Annotated in this window: 22 protein-coding genes; 15 read left to right on the top strand and 7 right to left on the bottom strand. The window is 61.9% G+C overall.

Annotated elements, in window-relative coordinates:
• The first annotated feature begins 12 nt into the window (after window positions 1–12).
• The 6 genes from hutU (at window position 13) to RAS12_RS20095 (ending at window position 8,453) form a co-directional block, all read left to right on the top strand.
• Window positions 13–1,692, top strand: coding sequence for a urocanate hydratase (hutU, locus tag RAS12_RS20120; RefSeq protein ID WP_306939561.1), 1,680 nt, complete (start codon window positions 13–15; stop codon window positions 1,690–1,692).
• An 80-nt stretch (window positions 1,693–1,772) separates the two neighbouring features.
• Entirely contained in the window at window positions 1,773–3,185 is a 1,413-nt protein-coding gene (locus RAS12_RS20115; RefSeq protein WP_306939559.1) for a purine-cytosine permease family protein, read from the top strand.
• Between the two features lie 44 nt (window positions 3,186–3,229).
• Window positions 3,230–4,759, top strand: coding sequence for a histidine ammonia-lyase (gene hutH / locus RAS12_RS20110; protein ID WP_306939558.1), 1,530 nt, complete (start codon window positions 3,230–3,232; stop codon window positions 4,757–4,759).
• Window positions 4,760–4,887: 128 nt separating this feature from the next.
• Window positions 4,888–6,294: an L-histidine transporter HutT gene (locus tag RAS12_RS20105; protein ID WP_306939556.1), complete on the top strand. Its 1,407-nt coding sequence runs from the start codon at window positions 4,888–4,890 to the stop codon at window positions 6,292–6,294.
• A 34-nt stretch (window positions 6,295–6,328) separates the two neighbouring features.
• Window positions 6,329–7,546 (top strand): imidazolonepropionase, encoded by a 1,218-nt coding sequence (hutI, locus tag RAS12_RS20100; RefSeq protein ID WP_306939554.1) that lies wholly within the window; start codon window positions 6,329–6,331, stop codon window positions 7,544–7,546.
• 154 nt (window positions 7,547–7,700) lie between these two features.
• Window positions 7,701–8,453 (top strand): carbon-nitrogen hydrolase family protein, encoded by a 753-nt coding sequence (locus RAS12_RS20095; RefSeq protein ID WP_306939553.1) that lies wholly within the window; start codon window positions 7,701–7,703, stop codon window positions 8,451–8,453.
• 16 nt (window positions 8,454–8,469) lie between these two features.
• On the opposite strand, the gene RAS12_RS20090 is transcribed toward RAS12_RS20095, so the two are convergent.
• Window positions 8,470–10,068, bottom strand: coding sequence for a methyl-accepting chemotaxis protein (locus tag RAS12_RS20090; protein WP_306939552.1), 1,599 nt, complete (start codon window positions 10,066–10,068; stop codon window positions 8,470–8,472).
• A 141-nt stretch (window positions 10,069–10,209) separates the two neighbouring features.
• A complete protein-coding gene (locus RAS12_RS20085) occupies window positions 10,210–11,625 on the bottom strand; it encodes an MFS transporter (protein WP_306939549.1) in 1,416 nt (471 codons plus the stop codon).
• 456 nt (window positions 11,626–12,081) lie between these two features.
• On the opposite strand from RAS12_RS20085, the gene RAS12_RS20080 reads away from it, so the two are divergent.
• The 4 genes from RAS12_RS20080 (at window position 12,082) to RAS12_RS20065 (ending at window position 16,704) form a co-directional block, all read left to right on the top strand.
• Window positions 12,082–12,588 (top strand): Csu type fimbrial protein, encoded by a 507-nt coding sequence (locus RAS12_RS20080; RefSeq protein WP_306939547.1) that lies wholly within the window; start codon window positions 12,082–12,084, stop codon window positions 12,586–12,588.
• A gap of 47 nt (window positions 12,589–12,635) precedes the next feature.
• On the top strand, window positions 12,636–13,313 hold the full coding sequence (locus tag RAS12_RS20075) for a fimbrial biogenesis chaperone (RefSeq protein WP_306939545.1): 678 nt from the start codon (window positions 12,636–12,638) through the stop codon (window positions 13,311–13,313).
• 137 nt (window positions 13,314–13,450) lie between these two features.
• Entirely contained in the window at window positions 13,451–15,715 is a 2,265-nt protein-coding gene (locus tag RAS12_RS20070; protein WP_306939544.1) for a fimbria/pilus outer membrane usher protein, read from the top strand.
• Window positions 15,712–16,704, top strand: coding sequence for a Csu type fimbrial protein (locus RAS12_RS20065; protein ID WP_306939542.1), 993 nt, complete (start codon window positions 15,712–15,714; stop codon window positions 16,702–16,704). The genes RAS12_RS20070 and RAS12_RS20065 overlap by 4 nt, the downstream gene beginning before the upstream one ends.
• A 38-nt stretch (window positions 16,705–16,742) precedes the next feature.
• On the opposite strand, the gene RAS12_RS20060 is transcribed toward RAS12_RS20065, so the two are convergent.
• Complete coding sequence (locus RAS12_RS20060; RefSeq protein ID WP_306939540.1) at window positions 16,743–18,842, bottom strand: site-specific recombinase; 2,100 nt, start codon at window positions 18,840–18,842, stop codon at window positions 16,743–16,745.
• 16 nt (window positions 18,843–18,858) lie between these two features.
• Window positions 18,859–20,550 (bottom strand): MFS transporter, encoded by a 1,692-nt coding sequence (locus RAS12_RS20055; RefSeq protein ID WP_306939538.1) that lies wholly within the window; start codon window positions 20,548–20,550, stop codon window positions 18,859–18,861.
• Between the two features lie 371 nt (window positions 20,551–20,921).
• On the opposite strand from RAS12_RS20055, the gene RAS12_RS20050 reads away from it, so the two are divergent.
• Window positions 20,922–21,353, top strand: a complete 432-nt coding sequence (locus tag RAS12_RS20050) for a ribosomal maturation YjgA family protein (RefSeq protein ID WP_306939537.1) — start codon at window positions 20,922–20,924, stop codon at window positions 21,351–21,353.
• 50 nt (window positions 21,354–21,403) lie between these two features.
• Here the strand turns inward: RAS12_RS20050 and RAS12_RS20045 are convergent, their stop codons facing one another.
• The gene (locus RAS12_RS20045) at window positions 21,404–21,619 is read right to left on the bottom strand and encodes a hypothetical protein (RefSeq protein ID WP_306939534.1); all 216 of its coding nucleotides are present in this window, start codon (window positions 21,617–21,619) and stop codon (window positions 21,404–21,406) included.
• Window positions 21,620–21,846: 227 nt separating this feature from the next.
• Here RAS12_RS20045 and RAS12_RS20040 point away from each other — a divergent pair, with 227 nt between their 5' ends.
• From RAS12_RS20040 to RAS12_RS20025, 4 genes are all read left to right on the top strand, one after another.
• Window positions 21,847–22,578 (top strand): iron-containing redox enzyme family protein, encoded by a 732-nt coding sequence (locus RAS12_RS20040; protein ID WP_306939533.1) that lies wholly within the window; start codon window positions 21,847–21,849, stop codon window positions 22,576–22,578.
• A 74-nt stretch (window positions 22,579–22,652) separates the two neighbouring features.
• Window positions 22,653–22,952 carry a 2Fe-2S iron-sulfur cluster-binding protein gene (locus RAS12_RS20035; RefSeq protein WP_306939531.1) on the top strand — a complete coding sequence of 100 codons (300 nt, stop codon included), beginning with the start codon at window positions 22,653–22,655 and terminating at the stop codon, window positions 22,950–22,952.
• 5 nt (window positions 22,953–22,957) lie between these two features.
• Window positions 22,958–23,320, top strand: a complete 363-nt coding sequence (locus RAS12_RS20030; RefSeq protein ID WP_306939529.1) for a ferredoxin — start codon at window positions 22,958–22,960, stop codon at window positions 23,318–23,320.
• Entirely contained in the window at window positions 23,317–23,667 is a 351-nt protein-coding gene (locus RAS12_RS20025) for a 2Fe-2S iron-sulfur cluster-binding protein (RefSeq protein WP_306951538.1), read from the top strand. The genes RAS12_RS20030 and RAS12_RS20025 overlap by 4 nt, the downstream gene beginning before the upstream one ends.
• Before the next feature lie 27 nt (window positions 23,668–23,694).
• Here the strand turns inward: RAS12_RS20025 and RAS12_RS20020 are convergent, their stop codons facing one another.
• Both RAS12_RS20020 and RAS12_RS20015 read right to left on the bottom strand, forming a co-directional pair.
• Window positions 23,695–24,411 (bottom strand): GntR family transcriptional regulator, encoded by a 717-nt coding sequence (locus RAS12_RS20020; protein ID WP_306939528.1) that lies wholly within the window; start codon window positions 24,409–24,411, stop codon window positions 23,695–23,697.
• Between the two features lie 65 nt (window positions 24,412–24,476).
• Window positions 24,477–25,217 (bottom strand): sulfite exporter TauE/SafE family protein, encoded by a 741-nt coding sequence (locus RAS12_RS20015; RefSeq protein ID WP_306939527.1) that lies wholly within the window; start codon window positions 25,215–25,217, stop codon window positions 24,477–24,479.
• Between the last annotated feature and the right edge of the window lie 186 nt (window positions 25,218–25,403).

The raw sequence follows: 25,403 nt of genomic DNA, 5'->3' as shown, positions 1-25,403 counted from the left end.
AAGGAGAGCCTCTTGGACCAAACCCACCGATACCGCGACGTCGTCATCCGCGCGCCGCGCGGCAACACGCTGACTGCCAAGAGCTGGCTGACCGAAGCCCCCTTGCGCATGCTGATGAATAACCTTGATCCGGACGTGGCCGAAAACCCCAAGGAATTGGTGGTGTATGGCGGTATCGGCCGCGCCGCGCGCGATTGGGAGTGCTACGACAAGATCGTAGAGTCGCTCACGAACCTGAATGATGATGAAACGCTATTGGTGCAATCGGGCAAGCCGGTAGGCGTATTCAAGACCCACGCCAACGCGCCCCGTGTGCTGATTGCAAACTCCAATCTGGTGCCGCATTGGGCCACGTGGGAACACTTCAATGAACTGGATGCCAAGGGCCTGGCGATGTACGGCCAGATGACCGCCGGCAGCTGGATCTACATTGGCAGTCAAGGCATCGTGCAAGGCACTTACGAGACCTTTGTCGAAGCCGGCCGGCAACATTACGGCGGCGATCTGACGGGCCGCTGGGTGCTGACCGCAGGGCTGGGCGGCATGGGCGGCGCCCAACCGCTGGCAGCTACCCTGGCCGGCGCGTGCTCGCTCAATATCGAGTGCCAGCAGACCAGCATCGACTTCCGCCTGCGCACGCGTTATGTCGACGAGCAGGCCACGGATCTCGACGATGCGTTGGCCCGCATTGAAAAATACACAAAGAGCGGCCGCGCCGTGTCCATCGCGCTGTGCGCCAACGCCGCCGATGTGCTGCCTGAATTGGTACGCCGTGGCGTGCGCCCAGACATGGTGACGGACCAGACCAGCGCGCACGACCCGCTGAACGGCTATCTGCCTTCCGGCTGGACCTGGCCGGAATACCGCGAGCGCGCCGCGCGTGAGCCCGCGGCCGTCATCAAAGCTGCCAAGCTGTCGATGGCCATACACGTGCAGGCGATGCTGGCGCTGCAACAGCAAGGCGTGCCCACGTTCGACTACGGCAACAACATCCGCCAGATGGCCAAAGATGAAGGCGTGGAGAACGCTTTTGATTTTCCGGGATTCGTGCCGGCATATATCCGGCCGTTGTTCTGCCGCGGCGTGGGGCCTTTCCGCTGGGTGGCGCTGTCAGGCGACCCGCAAGATATTTACAAGACAGACGCCAAGGTCAAAGAACTGATTCCCGACGATGCGCACCTGCATCAGTGGCTGAACATGGCGCGCGAGCGCATCAGCTTCCAGGGCTTGCCCGCGCGTATTTGCTGGGTCGGCCTGGGCCAGCGCGCCAAGCTTGGCCTGGCCTTCAATGAAATGGTACGCACGGGTGAGTTGTCGGCGCCTGTCGTCATTGGCCGCGACCACCTCGATTCTGGCTCGGTCGCCAGCCCCAACCGCGAGACCGAGTCCATGCGGGACGGTTCGGATGCCGTGTCGGATTGGCCATTGCTTAACGCGCTGTTGAATACCGCAGGCGGCGCGACATGGGTGTCGCTGCATCATGGGGGCGGCGTGGGCATGGGTTTCTCGCAACACTCGGGCATGGTGATCGTGTGCGACGGCACTGACGAGGCCGCCGAACGCATCGCCCGCGTGCTGACGAATGACCCGGGCACGGGCGTCATGCGTCATGCAGACGCGGGTTACGACATTGCCATCGATTGCGCCCGGGAACAGGGGCTGAATCTGCCCATGGTTACCGGAAATCGCTAAAGCAGCGCGTTCTTTCACCACCTGCGGGGGACTGCGGCCGCGACGGCCGCAGTACGGACCCCCAAGATCGAGGCAATGCGATGACCCAGGCCAGCGAGACACATGCGGCGCCGCTTATTGAGCGCCGTTCCATCGACCACATTCCGGAGTCGGAACGGCACGGAAAGCTATACAGCCAATTCACGTTGTGGATGGGCGCCAATCTTCAGATCACCGCCATCGTCACGGGGGCCTTGGCCGTTGTGCTGGGCGGAGACGTGTTCTGGTCTTTGATCGGATTGTTTATTGGACAAGTGCTAGGCGGCGCGGTCATGGCTCTTCATGCGGCCCAAGGCCCCAAGCTGGGTCTGCCGCAGATGATTTCAAGCCGGGTGCAGTTTGGCGTGTACGGCGCGGCGATTCCCATCGTGCTGGTGTGCCTGATGTATCTGGGCTTCACGGCAACCGGTACCGTGCTGTCGGGGCAGGCCATTGGCCAATTGCTTGGCGTGAGCAATACCGTGGGCATCTTGATCTTTGCTGCGGCGATCGTCGTGGCGACCCTGTTTGGCTATCGTGTCATCCACGTGATCGGCCGTGTTGCAACGGTGTTTGGCCTGCTTGCTTTTGTGTATCTGTTCAGCCGCGTTATCGCCGTGGGCGACGTCGGCCAACTGTTGCAGATCCGGCATTTCAGCTGGAGCTCGTTCCTGTTGGCCGTGTCGCTGGCCGCATCCTGGCAGATCGCCTATGGGCCCTATGTCGCGGACTACTCGCGCTACCTGCCCTCGTCCACCTCATCCGTGAAGACCTTTCTGGCGGTAGGGCTGGGATCGGTGCTGGGCGCACAGATTGCGATGGTGCTGGGCGTGCTGGCGGCCGCCATGGCCGCGGGCCAGTTCGCCGGCCGCGAAGTGGCCTACATCGTCGGTCTGGGCGGCACGGGGACCATGGCGGCGCTGCTGTATTTCAGCATCGCGTTCGGCAAAGTCACGATCTCTACGTTGAATTCCTACGGCAGTTTCATGTGCATCGCGACCATCGTCAGCGGCTTTCGCGGCAGTGTCGAGATTACGCGCCGCCAACGTACCGTCTTCGTGCTGCTGATCGTGGGCGCAGCCACTTGCGTGGCGCTGGTGGGCCAGCATTCCTTCCTGAATGCGTTCAAGTCCTTCATCCTATTCCTGCTGGCGTTCTTCACACCCTGGAGCGCCGTGAATCTGGTGGACTACTACTTCATCAACCGCGAGCGTTATGACGTGGCCGCGTTGAGCGACCCTGATGGGCGTTATGGCCGGTGGAATATGCCGGGCATCCTCGTGTACAGCTTTGGCGTTCTGGTACAGATGCCATTCATTTCCACCAAGCTCTACACCGGCCCGATGGTTGAACGTCTGGGCGGGGTCGATATCTCCTGGATCATCGGCCTGGTGGTGCCCAGCATTCTCTATTACCTATTTGCGCGGCGGGATCACTTCCCTGAATCCCGCACGGCGCTACGTTCAACTGCCTGAGCGCGTCACAGCATGAGGCCGGTATCCGGCCCTGGAGATCAAGAATGGAATTGCATCTGAAACCTGGTCACATGACGCTCGCCGACCTGCGGCGCGTTTACCAGCAGCCCTTGCGGTTGACACTGGACCCGGCCGCGGCGGGCCCGATCGAGGCCAGCGTCGCTTGCGTGGAACGCATCATCGCCGAAGGCCGCACCGCCTACGGCATCAATACCGGATTTGGCCTGCTGGCATCGACCAAGATTGCCCGCGAAGACCTGGAAGCGTTGCAAAGTTCGCTGGTGCTGTCCCATGCAGCAGGCGTGGGCGAACCGCTGGACGATACCATGGTGCGGCTGATCATGGTGTTGAAAATCAATAGTCTGGCTCGCGGTTACTCGGGCATCCGGCGCCGCGTGATCGACGCGCTGATTACGTTGGTCAATGCCGAGGTCTATCCGCACATCCCGCTGAAGGGGTCGGTGGGCGCCTCGGGCGACTTGGCGCCGTTGGCACACATGTCTTTGTTGTTGCTGGGCGAAAGCAAGGCCCGCTATCAGGGTGAATGGCTGCCCGCCAAAGAGGCGCTGGCCAAGGCTGGACTGCAACCGCTGACGCTTGCCGCCAAAGAAGGTCTGGCCTTGTTGAACGGAACGCAGGTGTCCACAGCGTATGCGTTGCGCGGCTTGTTTGAAGCCGAGGACCTGATGGCCGCGGCGCTGGTGTGCGGCAGCCTTAGCGTGGAAGCCATGCTGGGATCACGCGCGCCGTTCGACGCGCGCATCCATGCGGCGCGAGGCCAGCAGGGCCAGATCGACGTGGCCGCCGTCTACCGCGGACTGCTGACCGATGACAGCGAGGTCGGCCATTCACACGCGGACTGCGACAAGGTGCAAGATCCCTATTCTTTGCGTTGCCAGCCCCAGGTGATGGGCGCCTGCCTGACGCAGATCCGCCATGTGGCGCAGGTGCTTGAAGTCGAGTCCAACGCGGTGTCGGATAACCCGCTGGTGTTCGCGGACGCGGGCGACGTGATCTCGGGCGGGAACTTCCATGCAGAGCCCGTGGCGCTGGTGGCCGACAACCTGGCGCTGGCCATCGCCGAGATCGGCGCGCTGTCGGAACGCCGCATCTCGCTGATGATGGATAAACACATGTCGCAATTGCCGCCGTTTCTGGTCAGCAATGGCGGTGTGAACTCGGGATTCATGATTGCTCAGGTGACGGCAGCCGCTTTGGCCAGCGACAACAAGGCCCTGTCGCATCCTGCCAGTGTCGACAGCCTGCCTACGTCGGCCAACCAGGAAGACCACGTATCGATGGCGCCCAACGCCGGCAAGCGGCTTTGGCCCATGGCCGAGAACGTGCGCGACATCCTGGCGATTGAATGGCTGGGCGCCTGCCAGGGTCTGGATTTCCGCAAAGGCCTGAAGACCTCGCCCAAGTTGGAGCGCGCGCGCGCGTTGCTGCGCGAAAAAGTCGCTCACTACGAACGCGACCGATTCTTTTCACCGGACATCGTCGCGGCCAGCCAATTGCTCGCTTTGCGTGGGCTGACGGACCTGGTGCCGCCGGGGCTGCTTCCCAGCCTTTGATTAACTGGGAATGTGTTGATGCTGCACTGAACACTTTCCCTCTTCGACTCCGTGCGTGAGCGTCTCGCAGAGGGCGCGCGCACGGGGATTATTGCTGCTTGAACATAAATTGGTGCGGAGACATAGTGATGCCAACAAGTACGCAGGATCTGAAAAGAGGACTTAACGCGCGGCACATTCGTTTCATGGCTTTGGGGTCAGCCATTGGAACGGGGCTGTTTTATGGTTCGGCCAAGGCCATTCAAGAGGCCGGCCCGTCTGTGTTGATCGCCTACCTGGTCGCCGGCGCGGCCGTGTACATGGTCATGCGCGCACTGGGAGAGATGGCGGTTCACAACCCCGTGTCAGGCTCGTTCGGGCAATACGCGACCAGCTACCTGGGGCCCGTAGCGGGATTCCTGACGGGTTGGACTTACGCCTTTGAGATGATCATCGTGTGTCTGACCGACATCACGGCGTTCGGCTTGTATATGGGATTCTGGTTCCCCGATGTGCCGCGATGGATTTGGGTGCTGTCGATCGTGTTTTTCATCGGCGCCATCAACCTGTGTTCCGTCAAGGTGTTTGGTGAACTGGAATTCTGGTTGTCCCTCTTGAAGGTCGGTGCCATTGTGGCGATGATCGTGGGCGGACTGGGCATCATGCTGTTCGGATTCGGCTTGAATGTGGACAGCGCCGCCACGGGTGTGCAAAACCTGTGGGAGCACGGCGGTTTCATGCCGAACGGAGTCGGCGGGCTGGTGGCGTCGTTGGCGGTGGTTGTGTTCGCCTTTGGCGGCATCGAGATCATCGGCATTACCGCCGGTGAAGCCAAGGACCCCAGCCGCACCATTCCGCGCGCCATCAATGCCGTACCGCTGCGAATTCTGTTGTTCTATGTGCTGACGCTGTTTGTGCTGATGTCGATTTTTCCCTGGACGCAGATCGGCAGCAAAGGCAGCCCCTTTGTGCAGATCTTCGATAGCCTGGGCATTGCGTCGGCGGCGACCATCCTGAATATCGTGGTGATTTCGGCGGCGGTGTCGGCGATCAATAGCGATATCTTCGGCGCTGGCCGCATGCTCTACGGGATGGCCAGGCAGGGCCAGGCGCCGGCGGGTTTTGCTGATGTGTCCAATAACGGCGTGCCATGGATGACGGTACTGGTGATGACGGGCTCGCTGTTGTTCGGCGTGGTGCTGAACTACCTGATTCCCGAAGACGTGTTCGTGCTGATCGCGTCGATCGCCACCTTTGCCACTGTGTGGGTCTGGCTGATGATTCTGTTGTCCCAGGTTGCCATGCGGCGCAAGATGAGCCAAGAAGAGGTGGCCGGATTGCAATTCCGGGTGCCCTTCTGGCCGGTAGGCCCGATCGCTGCAATCGTGTTCATGGTGTTCGTGATTGGCGTTCTGGGGTATTTCCCCAAGACCCAGATGGCCTTGGTCGTGGGCAGTGTATGGATTGCGTTGCTGTGCGTGGCCTATTGGCTGTGGGTGCGTCCGCGCACACCCGGCGGAGGCAAGCTGGTGCCGGTAGCGCACGGGGCGGACTAGGCGGCGGGCGCCGCCGTAAATCAGGAGAGCAGGCATGAGACAGGTTTGGCGTAACTGCCACGCGGCCACAATGGCGCGTGGCGGGTATTCGGTGATACAGCATGCCGCCATCGTGACGCGCGGCATTCGCATCGAATGGATAGGCCCGGATAGCGCGCGGCCGAATACGCCGGACGCTCAGGTTCACGACCTGGGCGGGGCCTGGGTGACACCAGGACTGATCGACTGTCACACGCACTTGGTTTTCGGCGGCAACCGCAGCCAGGAGTTCGAGCAACGGTTGCAAGGCGTGGATTACGCCGACATCGCGGCAAAGGGCGGCGGTATTGCCAGTACGGTGCGCGCTACGCGGGCGGCTTCAGAGGATGCTCTGTACGTCAGCGCGCGCCGCCGCGCCTTGCATCTGTTGCGGGATGGCGTGACAACGCTGGAAGTGAAGTCGGGATACGGGTTGGATCTGCCCAATGAGCGCAAGATGCTGCGCGTGGCGCGGCGTCTGGGGCAGACCCTGCCGTTAACCGTCAGCGCCACGTGTCTGGCAGCGCACGCGCTGCCTCCGGAATTTGCTGGGCGCGCCGACGACTACATCGATGAGGTGGCTCGCCGCATGTTGCCAGTGCTGGCGGCCGAAGGATTGGTCGACGCGGTGGATGCTTTCTGTGAGCATCTGGCGTTCTCGCCTGAGCAGGTCGAGCGCGTCTTCAAGGTCGCTGTGCAATTGGGGCTGCCCGTCAAACTGCATGCCGAGCAATTGTCGTCTTTACATGGCGCAAGTTTGGCAGCGCGCTATGGGGCCTGGTCGGCGGACCATCTGGAATATCTGACCGAACGCGATGTGCTGGCGATGGCCTTGGCTGGCACCGTGGCGGTATTGTTGCCGGGTGCCTTTTATGCGCTGCGCGAAACTCAACTGCCGCCTGTTGGCCTGTTGCGTCATCACGGCGTGCCGATCGCCATTGCCAGTGATCTGAATCCGGGGACTTCACCGGCCTTGTCGCTACGGCTGATGTTGAGCATGGCATGCACCCTGTTCAGAATGACGCCCGAAGAGGCGTTGGCCGGCGCCACGGTGCACGCTGCGCGGGCCTTGGGGCTTCAAGCGACGCATGGGGTTCTGGCGGCCGATATGGTGGCAGACTTTGTAGCGTGGGATGTGGAACATCCGGCCGAACTGGCCTACTGGATCGGTGGCGACTTGCCCAAGCGCGTGATACGGCATGGCGCGTTGGTGGACATGGAAGGGCTGGCCTGAGTCCGCCGGATTCAGACCAATACGCATCTGATTCGGACCCGCTGGTCTGCGGGCGCCCTATTCTCGCGTCTGCCGTTCTACGATGTGGCCGGATGCCGCCCGCTACCGGGCGCGCAACGCAACACATCGACGAGGCGGGCGTATGCGGATTTGCATGATGGAAGGGCCGGTGGATCTGATGCCGGATGGCGCAACCTGGGAAGGTCTTGCAGAGCGTATTGGCGAGCTCTCGCCCGACCTGCTGGTGACCAACGAAATGCCTTTCGGGCCTTGGTTGGCCTCGTCGTCTGTGTATGACCCGGAGCGTGCGGCGGAATCGGTGCGCATCCACGAGGCGGGCTTGGTTGCGCTGGCCGCGCTGAATGTGCCTGCCATCGTTTCCTCCCGGCCGGTGCCAGCGGGAGAGCGTCTGGCCAACGAAGCGTTTGCTCTGCAAAACGGACGCTATACGCCGCTGCATCACAAACAGTACTTTCCGGAAGAGCCCGGTTTTTTTGAAGCGACCTGGTTTCACTCGGCGCAGGACGGCTTCGAGGTGTTCGACTTGGGTGGCGTGCGTCTTGGGGTCCTGCTATGTACCGAATTGATGTTCAACGAGCGCTCGCGCCGCTATGGACGCGCAGGGGCGGAGTTGATCGTGGTGCCGCGCGCCAGCGGCGCATCCACGGGCCGCTGGTTGACTGCTGGCGCCATGGCGGCCTTGGTGTCCGGCTGCTACGTCGTCAGTTCCAACCGCGCGGGACGCACGGCCGAAGGGCAGGTGTTTGGCGGCATGGCGTTTGCGTTTCAGCCTGACGGCGAACCGTTGGCGCAATCCACCGATACGGAATCGATAGTGCTGATTGAAATAGACCCCGCAAGGTCACGGGCACAGCAGGCGCTGTACCCGTGCTACGTGCGGGAATAGGACCGTTGCAGCCCGTTCAGGCGGCGAGCGCGACGTGGCGCTGGTCCTGGATCAGGGCAGGCAGCCGGAATGCGCTGACCGCGCCTTGCAGGCGTTGCGCCTGAATTTCAAGCGAGGATGCGGCAGCGGCTGCTTCTTCGACCAGGGCCGCGTTCTGCTGCGTGACCTGATCCATCTGGTTCACTGCGGTGTTCACCTGATCAATACCGGTCACCTGCTCGTGCGAGGCCGATGCGATGTCGTTGACCAGCAGGGTCAGCCGTTCAATGGTGGACAGAATTTCTTCCATCGTGCGGCCGGCAGCTTCGACCTGAGCTGAACCCGCCTGCACCGTCGCGCCTGACGTGCTGAGCAGTTGCTTGATTTCCTTGGCTGCGCCCGCGCTGCGCTGTGCCAAAGACCGGACCTCGGCGGCCACTACCGCGAAGCCCTTGCCTTCTTCGCCTGCCCGGGCAGCCTCCACCGCCGCATTCAGCGCCAGAATATTGGTTTGGAATGCGATGCCATCAATGACGCTGACGATGTCTTCAATACGGCCGGAATCATGGGCGATTTCGCGCATGGTGCTGACGGCGTCCTTCACCGCCTGACCGCCGCGCTGGACAACTTCGGTGGCGGTAGCGGCCATCTGGTTGGCTTGACGCGCGTTTTCGGCGTTGCTGGTGACGGTGGACAGCAACTGTTCCATGCTGGCCGCGGTTTCCTCAAGCGAGGCTGCCTGCTGCTCCGTGCGGCTGGACAGGTCCTGGTTGCCTGCGGCAATTTCGCTGGAACCGGTATGGATCTCCACCACGCCGTCTCGCACGGCATGCACCGTACGGACCAGACTGGCCTGCATTTCCTGCAGATAAGGAATGATCTGGCCAACGCAGTTGGTGCCAAAAAGCGGGATGGCGGCCGTCAGATCACCATCGGCAATGCGCCGGAAATGCGCCTGGATGGAATCCAGAGGCCGCTTGACGAACGACACCACATAGCGGTCGCCCAGCACCAGCAGCAGCAAGCAGATGCCCAGCACGACGCCCATGCCGATGTAAGCACGCTGGCGCTTGGCGGCGGCATCGTCCCACAGCAGGATTTCGCGATCCTTGGCGTAGGCTTCGTAGTTTTCGATGCTCTTGCCAAAGCTCCGGCTGGCCGTGACGACAGCGCTGGCGGCATGTGCGCGCGCCTGGGCGATATTCCCGGCTTCCAGGTGCTGGCGCTGCACGGTGATGCCGCCGTTGACCAGCGCCTCGAAGCTGGTTTGCATCGGGTCCAGAATCGCTGCGGGGGCATCTGTCTTGGCAAGCCCCACAAAGATCGCTTGCTGTTTCTTGGCTTCAGCCAACGCGGCGTCGATGCCGCGCCCTTCTTCAGCCGCCTGCTCGGTTTTGCCTTCGCCCGCGTATTCCAGCTGGCGCGACAGACGCAGCCGGGCGCGCATGATTTGATCGTTGACCCGGGACAGGGCGGACACTTCGTGTAGGAGTTCGCTACTGGCTGCGAGGGCGTCGCCAGAGCTTTGCAAGCCATTAACGCTGATGGCCGACAGGCCGGTTAGCAGGGCGCTGATCATGAGCAAAGTGCACAGAATCATGCGGCGAATCGTAATGTCTTTCAAAAACTGAGTCATACGCGTCGTTCCAAAAAACAGCGGGTGCTGCAGTGGGAACAACGGCCCAATTTCAGCGATATTTAGCGACTGTTTCATAACTTACGAATATATCCACGGGCCATGGAATATATCGACAGACAGCGCAACAGTGTTGCGTTTTCAGGGTTGGCGCGTTGTCGTAGCCTGCGCCGGCTCTGACGCGTCGAAGCGCAGCCGCGAAAAACTGGCAACGCAGGCGAGCGCGGCGCACAAACCGCCCAGCCATAACGCGGCGATCGCGCCATGCGTCGTGGATACGTTGAAGCAGGCGGCAACCAGCGCCGCACCCGTGGCCTGTCCCAGCAGGCGCACGGTACCGATCATGCCGCTGGCGCCGCCTGCCCGCGAGGCAGGGGCGGACGTCATGATGGCGCGCAGATTGGGTGATTGAAAAAAGCCGAATCCCGCGCCGCAGATGGCCATGCGCCAGCAGATGTCCAGGACCGACGGCGTGGGGGGCATCAGCGCAAGCAGCACCATGCCCAACGCTAATAGCGCAAGCCCGACGCCGCCAAGAATGCCAGCAGGATAATGGTCGGACAGCCGGCCAGCGATGGGCGCCATGATGGCGACCACCACAGGCCAGGGCGTAATCAGAAAGCCGGTGTGGATTTGGCTGTATCCCAAGACGGTTTGGAACAGAAAGGGCAACGACACGAAGGCCAGCGCCTGTGCCGCGAAGGCGCACACGGCTGTGGCAGCGGACAGAGCGAACAAGGGCCGCCGCAACAGGTCCACCGCCAGAATCGGCGCGGGGTGTCCTGCTTGCCTGCGCATCAGCAGCCACAGGCTGGCGATCGCGCCGCCCCATTCAAGCGCCACACGCGGCCAGGGCGCGCTGTGTGCCAGTTCGTTTGAACCCAGTACGAACAGGCCCAAGGTCAACGCACACAGCAAGGCCGCCAAACCGTCAAAGCCATGCGGCGCCCGCGCCGTCTCGGGCAGGCCGCGCAGACCCAGTACCGCCGCCACGATGCCGATGGGCACGTTGATCAAAAACAGCCAATGCCATGATCCGAAGACCAGGATGGCCGAAGCCGCCGTCGGACCCGCCGCAAAAGACAGGCCCACCACCATGGCGTTCAACCCCAAGCCACGGCCCAGCATGTGAGAGGGGTAGATAAAGCGTAGCAGTGCGCCGTTTACGCTCATGACGCCGGCCGCGCCCAGGCCTTGCAGAATACGCGCGACCACCAGCGATGGCAGCGATGGCGCCAAGCCGCAAGCCAATGACGAGAGCGTAAATACCACCAACCCCACGATGTACACGCGCCGGTGGCCCAGGATTTCGCCAAGGGCGGCCGCAGGCAGCAAGCCGGCCACCATGGCCAGTTGATAACCGCTGATGACCCAGATGGAACCCGCGTCGCTGGCCTGTAGATCACGCGCGATGGTGGGTAGCGCCGTATTGGCGATGGCGGTATCCAGACTGGCCATGCAGACCGCCAGCATGACGGCCAGCAACGCGCCCAGCCGTTCCGATGCAGGCAAGCCGGCGCCAGCCGGGTAGACGGTATTGCGGGAGAACGAAAGCATGTGGATGCGGCGATCGAGTCGTCCGGGCGGAGCGTCCGGAATCGTGAGCAACGATTCTAATGCGGCATGGGGATTCAACGCTTCGTCAGCGGGGCGATCTGGGGCAGGCCGGGCAGCGCAAAAGCTGGATCGATCCATTAATAATGCGACCAGGCGGTCACATCGATTAATCGAAAATTTAATCCGACTATGGGTGCAGAATCAAAACTATCCCGGCCATTGTCACTGTTTGAAACTCCCTAGATCGCCGATTTACAACAAGATATTCCACGACGAAGGGCCTGGGTTTTCATAGAGAAAATCGACTATTGAGCAGGCCAAACAATCTCATAAAAATTCGAAATCGTATTGGCCGGGGGTTAAAAATGAAACCATTTCGTGCCGGATCGGTTTATTAGACGTACGATTAATCCCGCAGGTTTGATGGTGCAACTGTATTTCGTGGAGATTTTCATCATGAAACGCTTATCTTTGTGCGCAGCAACCTTGTCTTTGATCGGTGCTAGTTCGTTACCTTGCATGGCGGCGGCGCAATCTACGTCCACCGCTACGTTTAACGTCACCCTGACCATTGCCGCGAACTGCATCATTGCGGCAAACAATCTGGCATTTGGCAGCCATGGTGTGTTGAACACTGCGTTTACGGGTAGTACGACGGTTAACGTGACGTGCAGCAATACCACGCCCTATTCGGTTGGCCTCAGCGCGGGATCGGGTACCGGCTCGACGCAAACGACCCGTTTTCTTAGCGGCACCGGAGCAAACGTCAGCACGATTTCCTATCAGCTCTATAAGCCCACTGGCACATCTGTCGTATGGGGTGATGCGCAGGTGGCTGACCGGGTCAGCGGCACGGGCAACGGGTCAGCGCAAGCGTTGGTGGTCAATGGCTCAGTACCAGCACAGGCCACGCCCGCGCCCGATAATTACTCTTCCACGGTTACTGCAACGGTCTATTTCTAGTGGCAACGCCAGTGCGGACGCTTCTGCGGACCATATTTGCGTTGTGCATGGGAACTGGCAGCAGCTTGGTGTTTGCGGCGGCTTTGCAAATATCACCGGTATTGGTTGATATTGCGCCCCAGCAAGCGGCTAGCGGCATCATGCTGCGTAATCCAGGCACAACTCCCGTATACGGTCAGGTGCGGATATACCACTGGGACCAGACCAGCGGCGATGATGTGTTGTTGCCTACCGAGGAAATCCAGGCCAGTCCGCCGATTATCCAGGTGCCGCCTGGTGGAGAACAACTTGTGCGGCTGGTGCGCGCGTCCAGGGAAATGGGCGCAATCGAACGCGGCTACCGTCTGATCATTGATGAAATTCCAGACCCTGCCACGCCCGGTATTAACGGTGTGGTGCTGCGCTTGCGGTATTCCGTGCCCGTGTTTGTGCAAGGGGCCGCGCCGTCGCCCGCGCCTGAACTGATTTGGAATTTGGCGCGGGAAGGCAATGCCTGGGTATTGCGGCTGACCAATGCCGGAACCCGCTATGCGCAGGTCGCGGCCTTGCAGATTCTGAATAGTGCCGGAAAGCCGTTGGCGAATATCGATGGTTTAGTGGGATATGCATTGGCGCAGCGCGCGCGCGAATGGCGGTTCCCAGCAAAGAATGACGCCTCGGGCCCGGTGCGGATCAAAGCCCTGATCAATGGTGATGCTGTCACCGTGTCCCCCCGCGTTGAGTGATCGGTCGCGTGCTGGCGCGTCTAGGCGCATGCCGGCGGTCAACAGGAAGATAGTCCATGGCGGTATGCGCTCCCCGGTTTTGCGGGCGACGCGCCTGGTGCCTCGCACTCTTCTTGCTGGGTGCGCCAGCACAGGCGGTGGATACGCCCGATCAACTGATCAGCTTCGGCAATATCGCCGAGCGCGACGTGTTTCTGGAGGTAAGTATCAATGGCCACGGCACGTCCCAGCTGTTGCGATTCCGGGATGCGCAGGGCCGTTTGTCGGCCAGCGCGGACGCGTTGCGTTCGGTGGGCGTGGACCTGTCGGGCATGGGCGTGTCTGGAGACCGCGAAGTGCAGCTGGATCTTATTGCGGGGCTGCGATACGCCTATAACCCGGGGACGCAGACCGTGGACATCATGTTGCCCGACGAGCTGCGGATGCCTTTTCAGTTAGATACGCAGGGCTTGGCGAAGACGCCCCGGGCGACGTCCGGGCGCGGCCTCGTGCTGAACTACGACGCCTACACGCAGACGGATGCGCAGTATCGGGTTTCGCTCTTTACCGAGCAGCGCTATTTCGATCCCAGCGGACTGTTCAGCAATACCGGCACGGCGTATCTAGGGGGCGCTGGCGATCGTTATGTGCGCTACGACACCTATTGGACACGTTCGGACCAGGACACCCTGCGCACGCTGCGTTTGGGCGACACCATTACGTCGTCTTTGAACTGGTCGCGTTCCGTGCGCGTGGCGGGTATTCAATGGGGCCGGAATCTTGCGCTGCGTCCTGACTTGGTGACGTTTCCCATGTCTTCGTTAAGTGCGTCGTCCGTCGTGCCGTCATCCGTCGCGCTCTATATCAACGGGGTGCAGCAATACACCGGCAATGTGCCGCCCGGACCGTTCGTGGTGAACCAGATTCCGGGTATTACCGGCGCGGGCCAGGCGACTCTCGTGACGCGCGACGCGCTGGGCCGGACGGTCAGCACGTCGGTGCCGTTGTATATCGATACGCGCATGCTTGCCCGCGGGCTGTCCAGCTATTCCGTCGAAGCGGGTTTTGTAAGGCGCCAGTTCAGCGTCCGCTCGTTTGATTACGACAATAAGCCGGTGGTGACGGCGTCCGGCCGGTACGGATACAGCGACGATCTGACTCTGGAGGCCCACTCTGAAGCCAGCGCGGGCATCTATAACGCAGGCGCCGGCGCCTTGGTGAAACTGGGTCAGGCGGGTGTGGTCAGCGGCTCTGTGTCGGGCAGCGCAGGAAATTACGGCGGTGGCCAGGTCAGTCTGGGTTACCAATATGTGCGGCCGGAGTTCAGCGTGGACACGCAAGCCACGCGTGCCCTGGGCGACTACGGCGACCTGGGGTCGCGAGAAGACGCGCCCGTGCCCCGCCAGACTGAGCGGATCACGTTGTCATTGCCCCTGGCTGCGTCGCAAAGCGTGGCGTTCAGCTATATCGGCTATCGCATGCCGCAGGTGCCAGCCGCCAGGCTGGGCTCGGCGTCTTACACGGCCAATCTGCATAGCCGGGTCGTTATGAGCCTAAGCGCCTACAACGACTTCAATCAGTCGAATTCGCGCGGTGTCTATCTGGGCCTGACCCTGATGCTGGGTGATCGCACGCAAGCGACCGTGTCGGCGGGCCGGCAAGGGGGGCAGGACTCGTACAGTGTGGGCGCGCAAAGCAGCGTGCCCTACGAAGGAGGCTGGGGCTGGGGCGTGCAAAACGGGCGCATGGGCGGCATGCAATACAACCAAGGGCAGGCGCAGTTCCTCGGCAGCTATGGACAATTGACGGGCCTGGTTCAGGACTACGGCGGCAGAACGCAAGCCGCCGCGCAGGCGTCGGGGTCGCTGGTGTTGATGGATGGCGCCCTGCTTCCCACACGCCGCATCAACGACAGCTTTGCGCTGGTCTCGACGGATGGCGTGCCAGACGTGTCGGTGCTGCACGAAAATCGGAAATTGGGCACCACCAACAGTGGCGGACATTTGCTCGTGCCCGATCTGAGTTCGTATCAAACGAACCGGCTCTCGATTGACCCCGAAGACCTGCCCGTCGATATGAAGCTGGACACCACCAAGGCCGTGCTGGTGCCGCAAGCGGGCTCCGGCGTGCTGGCAAAGTTCCAGATCGGGAAGTACGCGGCGGCGTCAGTCATTCTGAAGTTTGCTGACGGCGCATTCGTGCCGGTGGGGGCCGAAGTGGCGCATGTTGAAAGCGGCAAGCGTTCGGTCGTGGGTTATGACGGCCTGGCATTTGTGGAGGATCTGGTGGAGCGAAATCATCTGCGTGTGAAAGGCGCAGGCGTCTCGTGCCTGGTTGAGTTTGATTACGAGCATGGGGCCCATCGGCCGCTGCCCACGCTAGGGCCCTTTGTTTGCGAGCCGTTGAAGAGGGCCAGCCAATGAAGCTCCTGCCCGCCAGCTGCTTGGTGGTGTTCGTGTGCCTGGGCGTTTCCGGGGCGGCCAGGGCCAACAGCTGCGTACTGGCTGCCGGGACGACCGCCACGACGGACTTCGGCCCCGTCAATCCCCTGCTGGCGACCGACACGTTCAGTGATGGCGGGCAAGTGGTCGTGACGTGCACGTTCACCGCGTTGGGACTGCTGGCGCGGGTGTGCTTTAACGCGGGGCTGGGCAACACCAGCACGTCCACCAATCCGCGCACCTTGGGGGCGGGGACGAACCGGATGAACTACAACCTGTACACGGACGCCTCGCATACGCAGATATGGGGTACGTCTACGAACGCCGCGCCGACTTCCGTCCTGATAACCGGCCCCATTCTTGGCCTGGGCAGCCCGGTGACCACCACCTTCAAGTTCTACGCAAAATTGCCGGGCAACCAGCCCCTGGTCAAGACGGTGGGCAATGCCAACACGCAGTACACGGAAACGTACTCCACCACCAATACGGTGGACGTCGCGTTCGGCTTGCTGGGCGCCCTGTCGGCCTGCCCCTTGTCTACCTACACGCAACGAATTCCCATTCCGCTGACGGTGACGGCGCTGGTACAGAAGAACTGCACGATCAACGCCACGGACCTGGCGTTTCCGCCCAAGGGACTGCTTACGTCTACGGCGGCGGCCAGTAGCCAGATCACCGTCAAATGCACCAACAACAATGCGTATTCGGTGTCGTTGAATGGCGGTTCCGTGGCCAACAACGTACTGGCGCGCAAGATGAAGCATGAGACGGCCGCTGACACGGTCAACTACCAGCTCTACCAAGACAGCGCTTACGCCACCATTTGGGGCGACGCGACCGGCGGCTTGCCCCTGGTGGGTCTGGGCTCGGGCGCCAATCAGGTCTTTACGGTGTACGGGCGCGTGCCGGTGCAATCGACCCCGCGTCCGGGCAATTACAAAGATGTCATCACGGCCACGATTACGTTCTGATCGGGCTGGCGGGTGGCTGGTCTTTGCCCCGGCGCTGTTTATTGCTGGTCGGGTGCGGGCCGGGGCTTGATCGGCCAGAACAGCGTGGCGGGCCGTTGCCAGATGCGTTGACGCACGCTGGCCGACAAAGAATCGCGGTCGCCGCGGCGCAGATTGCGTGAACGCAACGCCACGTTAAAGGCCAGCGCAAAGCTGACGCCCACATTCAGCAGACCGGTCACTGCGGTACCGGCCACCGCCATCCAGAATGCATTTGTGTGTACGACTTGCCAACCCAAGGTGCCGATCGCCGTGCCTATCTGACCTGCGCTGAGCGTCACATGGCGTACCTCGACATGAGGGCCGAAGAAGCTGACGATGGCCGGGCCCAGTCCCAGCATCAGGCCCAGCGACACGTTGCCCGCAATACCCGAGATGTTGCGCTGCCAGAAGCCTGCCCAGCGCACCGCGCCGCGCTCACCAAAAAGATGCCGCGTGCGGCGGTCGTACGCCATGACATCGTGTACGCGATGCAGCGCAAACCAATTGTCGGCCCAGCCGGCAATCAGGCTGGATAGCCACAGCAGCACGCCGGTGGCGGCGGCATAGATGGGTGTTGCGCCCCAGATCGAAAACGAGGCCAGCGTTTCGTGCGCCTTGTCCGCGTTGATCAACGGCATGTCCAGGCCGTTCACGGCCACCCATTGCACCGCCCACGCCAGCGGAAAGACCACGGCCAGATTGCCCAGGATGGCTGCGGCGTTGGAACGGATCATGGCCATGGTGTCATCCAGGAAGGCCTCGCGTCCTTCAGGCGTGTACGCGTCATCCAGCCTGTGAGCCAGCGCGGGCCCGGTCATGGCGGGCTGTTTGGTGGCCAGGGTGAAGTGCGCAAAGTGAATCACCAGAAATCCGCCCGCATAGTTCAGCGATGCCAGCAGCCCTTCGATGAACTTGTCCAGGTGCATCGAGACAATGAAGAATTTCAGGTACACCGTGAATACCATGACGAAGCCGCCGCCCAGCGACGCTTTGAGCATGGTCAGATATTCCACGGTGTCGCGCGCGATGTAGTGCTCGCCGGTTTGTGCGGTGCGTTCCATGACCCGTCGCGCCAGTTGCGCAAAGGACGAGGCCGCCAGGTGACGGATGCTGCTGCGCGCCTGCGTCGACCGGATCAGTTCGGCGATCAGGTGTACATATTTGTGCCGCTGCGTCGGGTCCACCCACACGCTCAACAGCAGTTCGATGCGCGCCAGACGCAGTTTCATGCGCTCTATCTGGAACACGACCTCAACCGATACCCCGTTTTTTTCCAGCTCGTCGTAGACGCCTTGAGACGCGGTGCGGCAGCTGTCCAGCAGCGCCCGGAATACATTCAGCCTGCGGCCGAAGACCTCGCGGGGCGTGTCGGGCGGGCTGTCGCACAGCTCGGCTGCCGCTGCGGCCAGCGCGAAAAATGGCGTGTCCTGCACGCGCCCCGGCAGGCGCGACCGTATGTCTTGACTAAGCCCAGTGGCGCGCACCTGACTGACCAGTACCTGGATGCTGCTTGTCAGCGCTTGTTCCAGTCGTGGGGCGGGCGTTTCGTGTCCGTCGCTGTTGATGCGTTCGGTGCCGTCGCCAAGCCAAAACAGCGCCCGCATGCGGGCAAGCGTGTCTTCGTCCAGCGCTTCTATCCATTGCGCATCGCCAGCGCGCCGGAAGATCAGCGAGAACAGGCCGAACATATCGCTCCGGTTCGGGGGCGGTGGCAGCAGCCGTGATTGCGCGCGTTCCCAGAATTCTCCCCAGAAGCCAGGATGCGAGGCCACGCCGGTGTCGCACAGCAGCGAGGTGGGGTCGTTATCGGTCACCAGGGAACGCAGTGTGGCGGCGACCGGGGCGGCGCGCTCGGGGTTGTGTTCCAGCACCTGCAACAGATAGCGCAACCGCGCATGCTGCGGATGGCGCACGGCGTCGGCCGGATCGGGCGGCGCCGGGCTCTGGCTGGCGGCTTTAGACGGGCTGCCGGGGCGGTCCAGCCATCGGCACAGATCCACCATCCACAGATTGCGTTCCGCTAGCGGGGCATCGGGATTGGCGCTGGACAGGATGGTGTCCAGCTGCGGCCCCCCGAAACGGGCGGCCCGCCATTTGCGCCAAAGAGAGGTGAACATGGGCGGGCCTCAAGGGTCATAGGGATTCGGGATCGCGGCGCAAAGAGAATCCTTGCGCTTCGTTCATGGCCAGATAACTGACATTGCGCGACACCACGGGCGGTTTGTCACCGCTGTGCAGTGCCCGCACTTCGTCCAGCACCATCTTGTCCGCGAGCGTCAGGCGGTCAATCATGCGCAGGTATTGCATCCAGCTTTCAACCAGGAACACTTCGCGCCATACGCCCTCGCGCTCCAGGTCTCGAAACAGCTGCCATTGCTGCGCGCCATTGCGTAAGCGCAGCAGGCGCAGCGGATGGGCGGCGCCAATCAAGGCGGATAACTTTTCTTTGGGAATCAGGTATTCCACGGCCACCAGCACCGAGCCGTGCTGCGTATTGAAACCCGCCGCCGCCATCGCCGGTTCAGTGCTGTCCACGCGTGCAAGTGATTGTGTGTTGACCTGTTCGGGCAGCCGCGAGCGATACAGCAGGGCCACGGTGATGCCCAGCATGACGCCCGCTGTCGCCAACGCCCCGGATACCCCCATGGTGCCGGCAAAGTGCCCCCACATGAACGAACCCGCCGCCAGGCCGCCGAAGATCGACGTCTGATACAGCGCCAGCGCTCGCGCCTTGACCCAGTCGGGCACCAGCATCTGGACGGTGGTGTTGTAGGTCGCCAGCACGCCGATCCAGCAACTGCCTGACAGCAGCAGGGCGGGAAACACCACCCACAGGGTGCTGGTCAGCCCCAACGCCAGCAGGCAGGCGGCCAGTAAGGCGGCGGTCACGGTGACCAGGCCGCTTGCGCCCCACGCCGCTTGCACGCGACGCACAACGGCGCTGCCCAGGATAGCGCCGACGCCCAAGGCGCCCAGCATGTAGCCGTACAGCAAGGCGCTGCCAGCTTCGTGATCGTGCGCCAGCAGCGGCAGCAGCGCCCACAAGGCGCTAGCCGACAGGCCAAAGGCGAAGGAGCGCAACATCACGACGCGGGTGACCGTCGAGTGCTGCGTGTAGCGCAGCGCCGCGATCACGCCTTCGAATATGCCTTCTGGCGGCAGACGGCGAACGGGCAGGTCGCGCTTCCAGCGCCAGATCGCCCAGATCAGGCCGCCGTAGCAGAAGCAATTCAGCAAGAAGACCCAGGGCGCGCCCATGGCGCCCAGGAGCAGACCGCCAATGGCTGGGCCGACCGCGCGGGCTACGTTGTAGTTGACGCTGTTGAGCAGCACGGCGCTGCCCACATGGGCGCGCGGCACCTGTTCACCCACCGCAGCCTGCCACGCGGGCGTGACGACCGCGCTGCCGATGGCGATGCAGAAGACAGAGGCGATCAGCGTAATGGGGTGCAACAAGCCGGCAAAAGCCAGCACGGTGATGAAGACGCCGCCTGCCAGTTCCAGCAGCATGCCGATCAGCATCACTTTGCGGCGATCGTAATTGTCGGCCAGCACGCCGGTCAGGATCGACAGGGCAACCAGCGGGAATGCCGCGGCCACCTGGATCATGGCGACCATCAGGGGGCTGCTTTGTTCGGTGGTGATGATCCACGCGGCGGCGACGGATTGCGCCCAGGTGCCCAGATTGGCAAACAGGTTGGCGATCCAGATGATGCGGAACGCGGGAAAAGCCAAAGGGGAAAGCGTGCTGACCGTCAGGGCCGGCGCCGGCGCGGCAGGAGCGTCAGCGGGCAAATCGGCAGAGGGGGAGACGGGCTGGAGCATAGTGGCTCGGGGGCGTCTTTTTTACCCTGAAATCGGGTGGGGTTTGAGTCGGTTAATGGTACGCCTTAATTGGGGGCGGGTGCGCTTCAATGGGAAACGCCAACTGCGCGCAATCTCTTTACCAACGCGCGCTCCGAGCCCGTCCCGTGGATAACTCTGTGGGTAAGCCGGTGAATAGCCAGTGGATACCCGGTGGATAACCTGGGATAACTTTTGGTGACACCGAGCCGGCTCTGATTGTCGGGTTTTCCCGGATTTTTCTAGTACCCTCCCCGGTGGCTCAGGTCGTCTGGGCCACGTCGTGAACCCCGTGCGCCGATCCCTGCACGCGGTCCGTTCCGGCCGTCTCAATACTGTCTCTTTTGGTAGCCATGACCCTGACTTTCAATGGGCGCGCGTTTGCCGCCCTGCTCGCCGTGACCGCGCTGCTGGCGCTGATTGCCATGTATGGCGCGCCGTATCCTTTCTTGCGCGGATTCGTGGGCGATGTGGTGGCGGTGGGCTGGGTGTATCTGGTTTACCGGACCGTGATTCGCGCGAACGTCCTGCCGCTCGCGGTGGCAGCGTTGCTGACCGGCTACGCCGTGGAGTTTGCCCAGTACCTGGCGCAGCACTTTGGGTGGCGCATCGAGCAGCCGGTACTGCGCATCATCTTGGGCAGCGTGCCTGACTGGTGGGATGTGCTGGCCTACACCGTCGGCTTCGCATTGGTGTTGGTACTAGCGTTAGGCAATGAGCGCCGCCAGCAAACCGCCGCCTTGGCGGACGCGCGGCAACGGGCCAGTTTGCGCGCCCGCCGCTAAACCGCGCGGGGCGTTTCGGACGGGGCATCCGCCCCGGCTTCCATCAAGACTCAGCCTGCTTGGCAGACCGGCTCGTCGCTGTTGCGGCGCGCTGCGGGCGCGGCTGCGCGCAGGGGTTGCAGACGGGCGTTGCGGAACGGGGCAAACAGTTCGGTCCAGGACGACGGAAACAAGGGAGTCGCGTGGCGCACGGCGTCGCGGCGGGCGTAATGCGTCAGCAGTTGCTGGCCGATCGGGGTGTCTCCGAGAGGGTGGCGAGTGTTCATGGTATTTCCGTATTGCATTGAAAGTGTATTCATTGTACTTCCAAGATGACTTAGGGTCTACCCCTACTCATCCGCGCCCAAGTGATTGAAATCAAACACTCTGTCCCTATCCCCAGCCGTTTTCTTCGGGATTGCCCTAGCGGTTCAAAACAGTAGACGGTATACAATGTTCATCATGGCCGGGCTGGCTTCAGCCTGGAATCTCTCCCACTGGACTGGAGCGCGTCATGGCAGAACTGATGAACCGAGATGAATTCCGTACCGCGTTGGAAAACGCGATCAAGGGCAAAAGCGCTAACGCGTCGCCCTTTTCCATTGCCTGGGCCGAAGGCAAGCTCAGCCGCCAGCATTTGCAGCGTTGGGCAGAAAACCACTATCACTATGTCGGTCCGTTTGCGGACTACCTGGGTTATCTGTACGCCCGCACGCCCGACACGTACACCGAGGCCAAGGATTTCCTGCTGGCCAACATGTACGAAGAGGAAATCGGCGGCGATCGCCATACCGACCTGCTGATCCGATTTGCCGAAGCCTGCGGCACCACTCGCGAACGGGTCACGAATCCCGACAATATGTCGCCCACCACGCGTGCCTTGCAAAGCTGGTGTTATGCCGTGGCCATGCGCGAGGACCCCATCGTGGCCGTGGCCGGTCTGGTGGTGGGCCTGGAATCGCAGGTGCCGTCCATTTACCGCAAGCAGACGCCGACCTTGCGTGAAAAGTATGGATTTACCGACGAAGAGGTCGAATTTTTTGACCTGCACATCGTGTCAGACGAAATCCATGGCGAACGCGGTTATCAGATTGTGCTGGAGCATGCCAATACGGTAGAGCTGCAACAACGCTGCCTGAAGATCTGCGAGATCGGTGCGCAGATGCGCTTGCTCTACACCACGGCGCTCTACACCGACTACGTGCAGCAGGAAATCAAGCTGCCCGAACTGGGCCTGGCCGCCTGACTTTCTCTGGCTTGCGCCGCGCCGGCCTGCGTGCCGCGCGGCCTGGCCGGTCCCAGATCCTGGACGACAGACTTATGCCTACCGTTGTATTTCATAAAGGCGGCCAGACCTACACCGGCGAGGTGAAGGACAACACCAACCTGGTGGTGCGGGCCGGCATCAAGCAGTTCCCGTTTCCCCACCTGCGTTATGAATGCGGCATGGGCAAATGCGCCAAATGCGCTTGCCGCGTGCTGGCTGGCGCCGAGCATCTGCCGCCGGTGAATTGGAAAGAAAAAAAGCAGTTGGGCGAACGCGTCGGCGAAGGCTACCGGCTGGCCTGCCAGCTTTGGCTCAACAATGACATTGAGCTGCTTCAGGACGTGGAGGCATAGCGGCGATGGACCCCGTATACGTGATTCTGACGAGCAAACCAGGCGTGTTTCGCACCGAGGTCGGTGCAGAGGTCGACATTATCGAGACGTATGACTACGTGTTTTACGGACGCGCGCTGGCGGTGTTCAGCATCGCCCGGTTGCAGGGCGACATTCGCCTGATCGTGACGGAGGAAACGCCGCCGTATGTGGTGAATCGCGTGCCGTCCAAGTTCCTGGAAAAATTCGCATCGATAGAGGCCGCCCGCAAGGAGCTTGGTCATCTGACGCGCTTTGGCAGCATGGAATCAACGTTAACGCTGCGGACAAACGATGCGGCCGGAGCCGCCCCAGGTTCTGGCTCCGAAACCGTGTTCATGGAGCACTGAACGCTATGGTCCAGATTACCTTTCTGTCCAACGGCGGTCTGATAGCCACGGCGCCTGAAAACAGCAATCTGCTACGTGTATCGCTGAAGGAAAAAGGCGGCATCCCGTTCAAATGCGGAGGCGGCCTGTGCGGCACATGTAAATGCCGCATCGAAGAAGGGTTGGAACATACCGACGCGATCAAGCCGAAAGAGCGCAAGCACCTGCGCCCCGAAGACTTCGAGGCTGGCTATCGCATGGCGTGCCAGACGTTTGTGACTGGCGACGTCAAGGTTTCGTGGGTTGTTCAGAACGGCAAAGGGGTGGTGGCGGGCACGTCCGCAGACCGGGTTGAGGCGTCAACCTGAAGTGGCAGCCCGGGCCCAGCGCGCCGCCTAGCCGTTCGCGGCGTGCTGCTGTTGCGCTTCGGTGTAGGCCTTAGCCGCGTTATGCACATGCTGGCTGGCCAGCAACGCCGCCAGATCCCCATTGCCGGCGATGACCGCATTCAGAATCTGAGAGTGCTCGTCCCAGTTGGCTTTGGCACGGTGCATATTGCTGGGCGCGAACAACAGGGCCGTGCGGTCGCGCAAAGAGCGCATCAGATCGGTCAGGACCATGTTGCCGCCGATGGTCGCCAGCATTTCATGAAACTGCGAATTCAAGGCCAGGAATTTGTCCAGCTGCTCGCTGCGGGCGGCTTCCGTGCCCTCGCGCAGGAACGCCTGCAACCGTTCGACTGTTTTCGCGTCACGGCGTTGCGCCGCCAGCTTGGCGTTCAGCCCTTCCAGCGTGGCGCGCACTTCCACCATGTCATAGGCCACTGCATCGGACAGTACCGATACAGAAGCGCCCCGCCGGGGTTCGATCGTGACCAAGCCTTCAGCGGCCAGCGCGCGCAGCGCCTCGCGCACCGGAATGCGCGATACGCCCATTTCCTCGGACAGCCGCCCTTCCACCAGGCGATCGCCCGGCGTGAATTCGCCGCTCAAGATGCGTTCGCGCAGCTTGTCGCGAATGACGGCGAACAACTGCGGATGCTGCTCGCCAATCTTCAGCGGAGCGGAAGAATGCGTTGCGACGGCTTGCGGGCTGACGGGCGAAGTTGTCATGGCGAGCAGAGTTGGATTAATGGATACAGTCTCCATTGTATTACCGGGTGTAGCCATGCGCCGCATCAGCTGGCCCAGGCTTTGACCAGCACCCCCACAGCGCCAAGTGCGCAGACGGCTAGCAGCACGTTGCGCACGGCATGCGGCGGCAATAGGGTGCGCAGCCGGTTGGAGACCGCAAAACCAGCCAGCAGAAAGGGCGCCAGGCTAAGCGCCAAACCGGCGTGGTAGCCGGTATACCGGCCGGTCGCCGCCAGCATGGCCAGAGAAAAGATCGATCCCAGAAACAGCACAATGCCCAGCGTAGCGCGCAACCGTGGCGGCGCAGCGTGCTGCAACACAATGGCGATCGGGGGCGCGCCTACGGACGTCATCGTGCCCATGATGCCGGACGCGACCCCCGCGCCCGATACTCTTCCCGGCGTAGCGGCAAAGCGCAGGCCCGCCACGCTAAGTGCGACAGCAGCCAGAATCAGGCAGGCGAACAGCACGCCCAGCGCCTGCGGCGCAAAACGCGCCATGGCGTAGATGGCAATCAAGGTGCCGACGGCGCGGCCCGCCAGCGCATACGACACTGCGGACCAGTCGATTGCCGAACGTTCGCGCAGCGCAGTCAGCAGCGAAATGAAACCGCCCAATGTCAGCAAAGGGCCGGGCGCCAGCTGGGGAAAAAACATGGCCGCAACAGGCGCGGCAAACATTGCGAAACCAATGCCCCCCACCCCTTGCGCCACGGCGGCGCCAAAGACAACCAGCGCCATGGCGGCGTAGTGCCAAACATCGGGGAATGACAGTGCAGCGGGCATGCAGGGGAAGATCCGTAATGTATGTATACGATAGTCTGAACGAATAAATGCCCAGACTGATCAATCAATTGAAAATCTAGGGTAATCCCTTGATTTAACGCCGATATTCAAGCAATTTTCAGAATTATCGGTTTCCCTAGGCTCTGCATATTTCGGTTGGTATGCCTCATAACGAAATATAGTATA

This window comes from Achromobacter seleniivolatilans, assembly GCF_030864005.1.
Lineage (GTDB): Bacteria > Pseudomonadota > Gammaproteobacteria > Burkholderiales > Burkholderiaceae_B > Achromobacter > Achromobacter seleniivolatilans.
The sequence above is the reverse complement of the archived record's forward strand: the minus strand, read 5'-3'. Positions and strand labels throughout refer to the sequence as shown.

Bases quoted from the DNA above. Each gene is read 5' to 3' on its own strand.
- RAS12_RS20115 (WP_306939559.1), top strand. From the start codon at position 1,773: ATGACCCAGGCCAGCGAGACACATGCGGCGCCGCTTATTGAGCGCCGT.
- hutH (WP_306939558.1), top strand. From the start codon at position 3,230: ATGGAATTGCATCTGAAACCTGGTCACATGACGCTCGCCGACCTGCGG.
- RAS12_RS20105 (WP_306939556.1), top strand. From the start codon at position 4,888: ATGCCAACAAGTACGCAGGATCTGAAAAGAGGACTTAACGCGCGGCAC.
- hutI (WP_306939554.1), top strand. From the start codon at position 6,329: ATGAGACAGGTTTGGCGTAACTGCCACGCGGCCACAATGGCGCGTGGC.
- RAS12_RS20095 (WP_306939553.1), top strand. From the start codon at position 7,701: ATGATGGAAGGGCCGGTGGATCTGATGCCGGATGGCGCAACCTGGGAA.
- RAS12_RS20090 (WP_306939552.1), bottom strand. From the start codon at position 10,068: ATGACTCAGTTTTTGAAAGACATTACGATTCGCCGCATGATTCTGTGC.
- RAS12_RS20085 (WP_306939549.1), bottom strand. From the start codon at position 11,625: ATGCTTTCGTTCTCCCGCAATACCGTCTACCCGGCTGGCGCCGGCTTG.
- RAS12_RS20080 (WP_306939547.1), top strand. From the start codon at position 12,082: ATGAAACGCTTATCTTTGTGCGCAGCAACCTTGTCTTTGATCGGTGCT.
- RAS12_RS20075 (WP_306939545.1), top strand. From the start codon at position 12,636: ATGGGAACTGGCAGCAGCTTGGTGTTTGCGGCGGCTTTGCAAATATCA.
- RAS12_RS20065 (WP_306939542.1), top strand. From the start codon at position 15,712: ATGAAGCTCCTGCCCGCCAGCTGCTTGGTGGTGTTCGTGTGCCTGGGC.
- RAS12_RS20060 (WP_306939540.1), bottom strand. From the start codon at position 18,842: ATGTTCACCTCTCTTTGGCGCAAATGGCGGGCCGCCCGTTTCGGGGGG.
- RAS12_RS20055 (WP_306939538.1), bottom strand. From the start codon at position 20,550: ATGCTCCAGCCCGTCTCCCCCTCTGCCGATTTGCCCGCTGACGCTCCT.
- RAS12_RS20050 (WP_306939537.1), top strand. From the start codon at position 20,922: ATGACCCTGACTTTCAATGGGCGCGCGTTTGCCGCCCTGCTCGCCGTG.
- RAS12_RS20045 (WP_306939534.1), bottom strand. From the start codon at position 21,619: ATGAACACTCGCCACCCTCTCGGAGACACCCCGATCGGCCAGCAACTG.
- RAS12_RS20040 (WP_306939533.1), top strand. From the start codon at position 21,847: ATGGCAGAACTGATGAACCGAGATGAATTCCGTACCGCGTTGGAAAAC.
- RAS12_RS20035 (WP_306939531.1), top strand. From the start codon at position 22,653: ATGCCTACCGTTGTATTTCATAAAGGCGGCCAGACCTACACCGGCGAG.
- RAS12_RS20030 (WP_306939529.1), top strand. From the start codon at position 22,958: ATGGACCCCGTATACGTGATTCTGACGAGCAAACCAGGCGTGTTTCGC.
- RAS12_RS20020 (WP_306939528.1), bottom strand. From the start codon at position 24,411: ATGACAACTTCGCCCGTCAGCCCGCAAGCCGTCGCAACGCATTCTTCC.
- RAS12_RS20015 (WP_306939527.1), bottom strand. From the start codon at position 25,217: ATGCCCGCTGCACTGTCATTCCCCGATGTTTGGCACTACGCCGCCATG.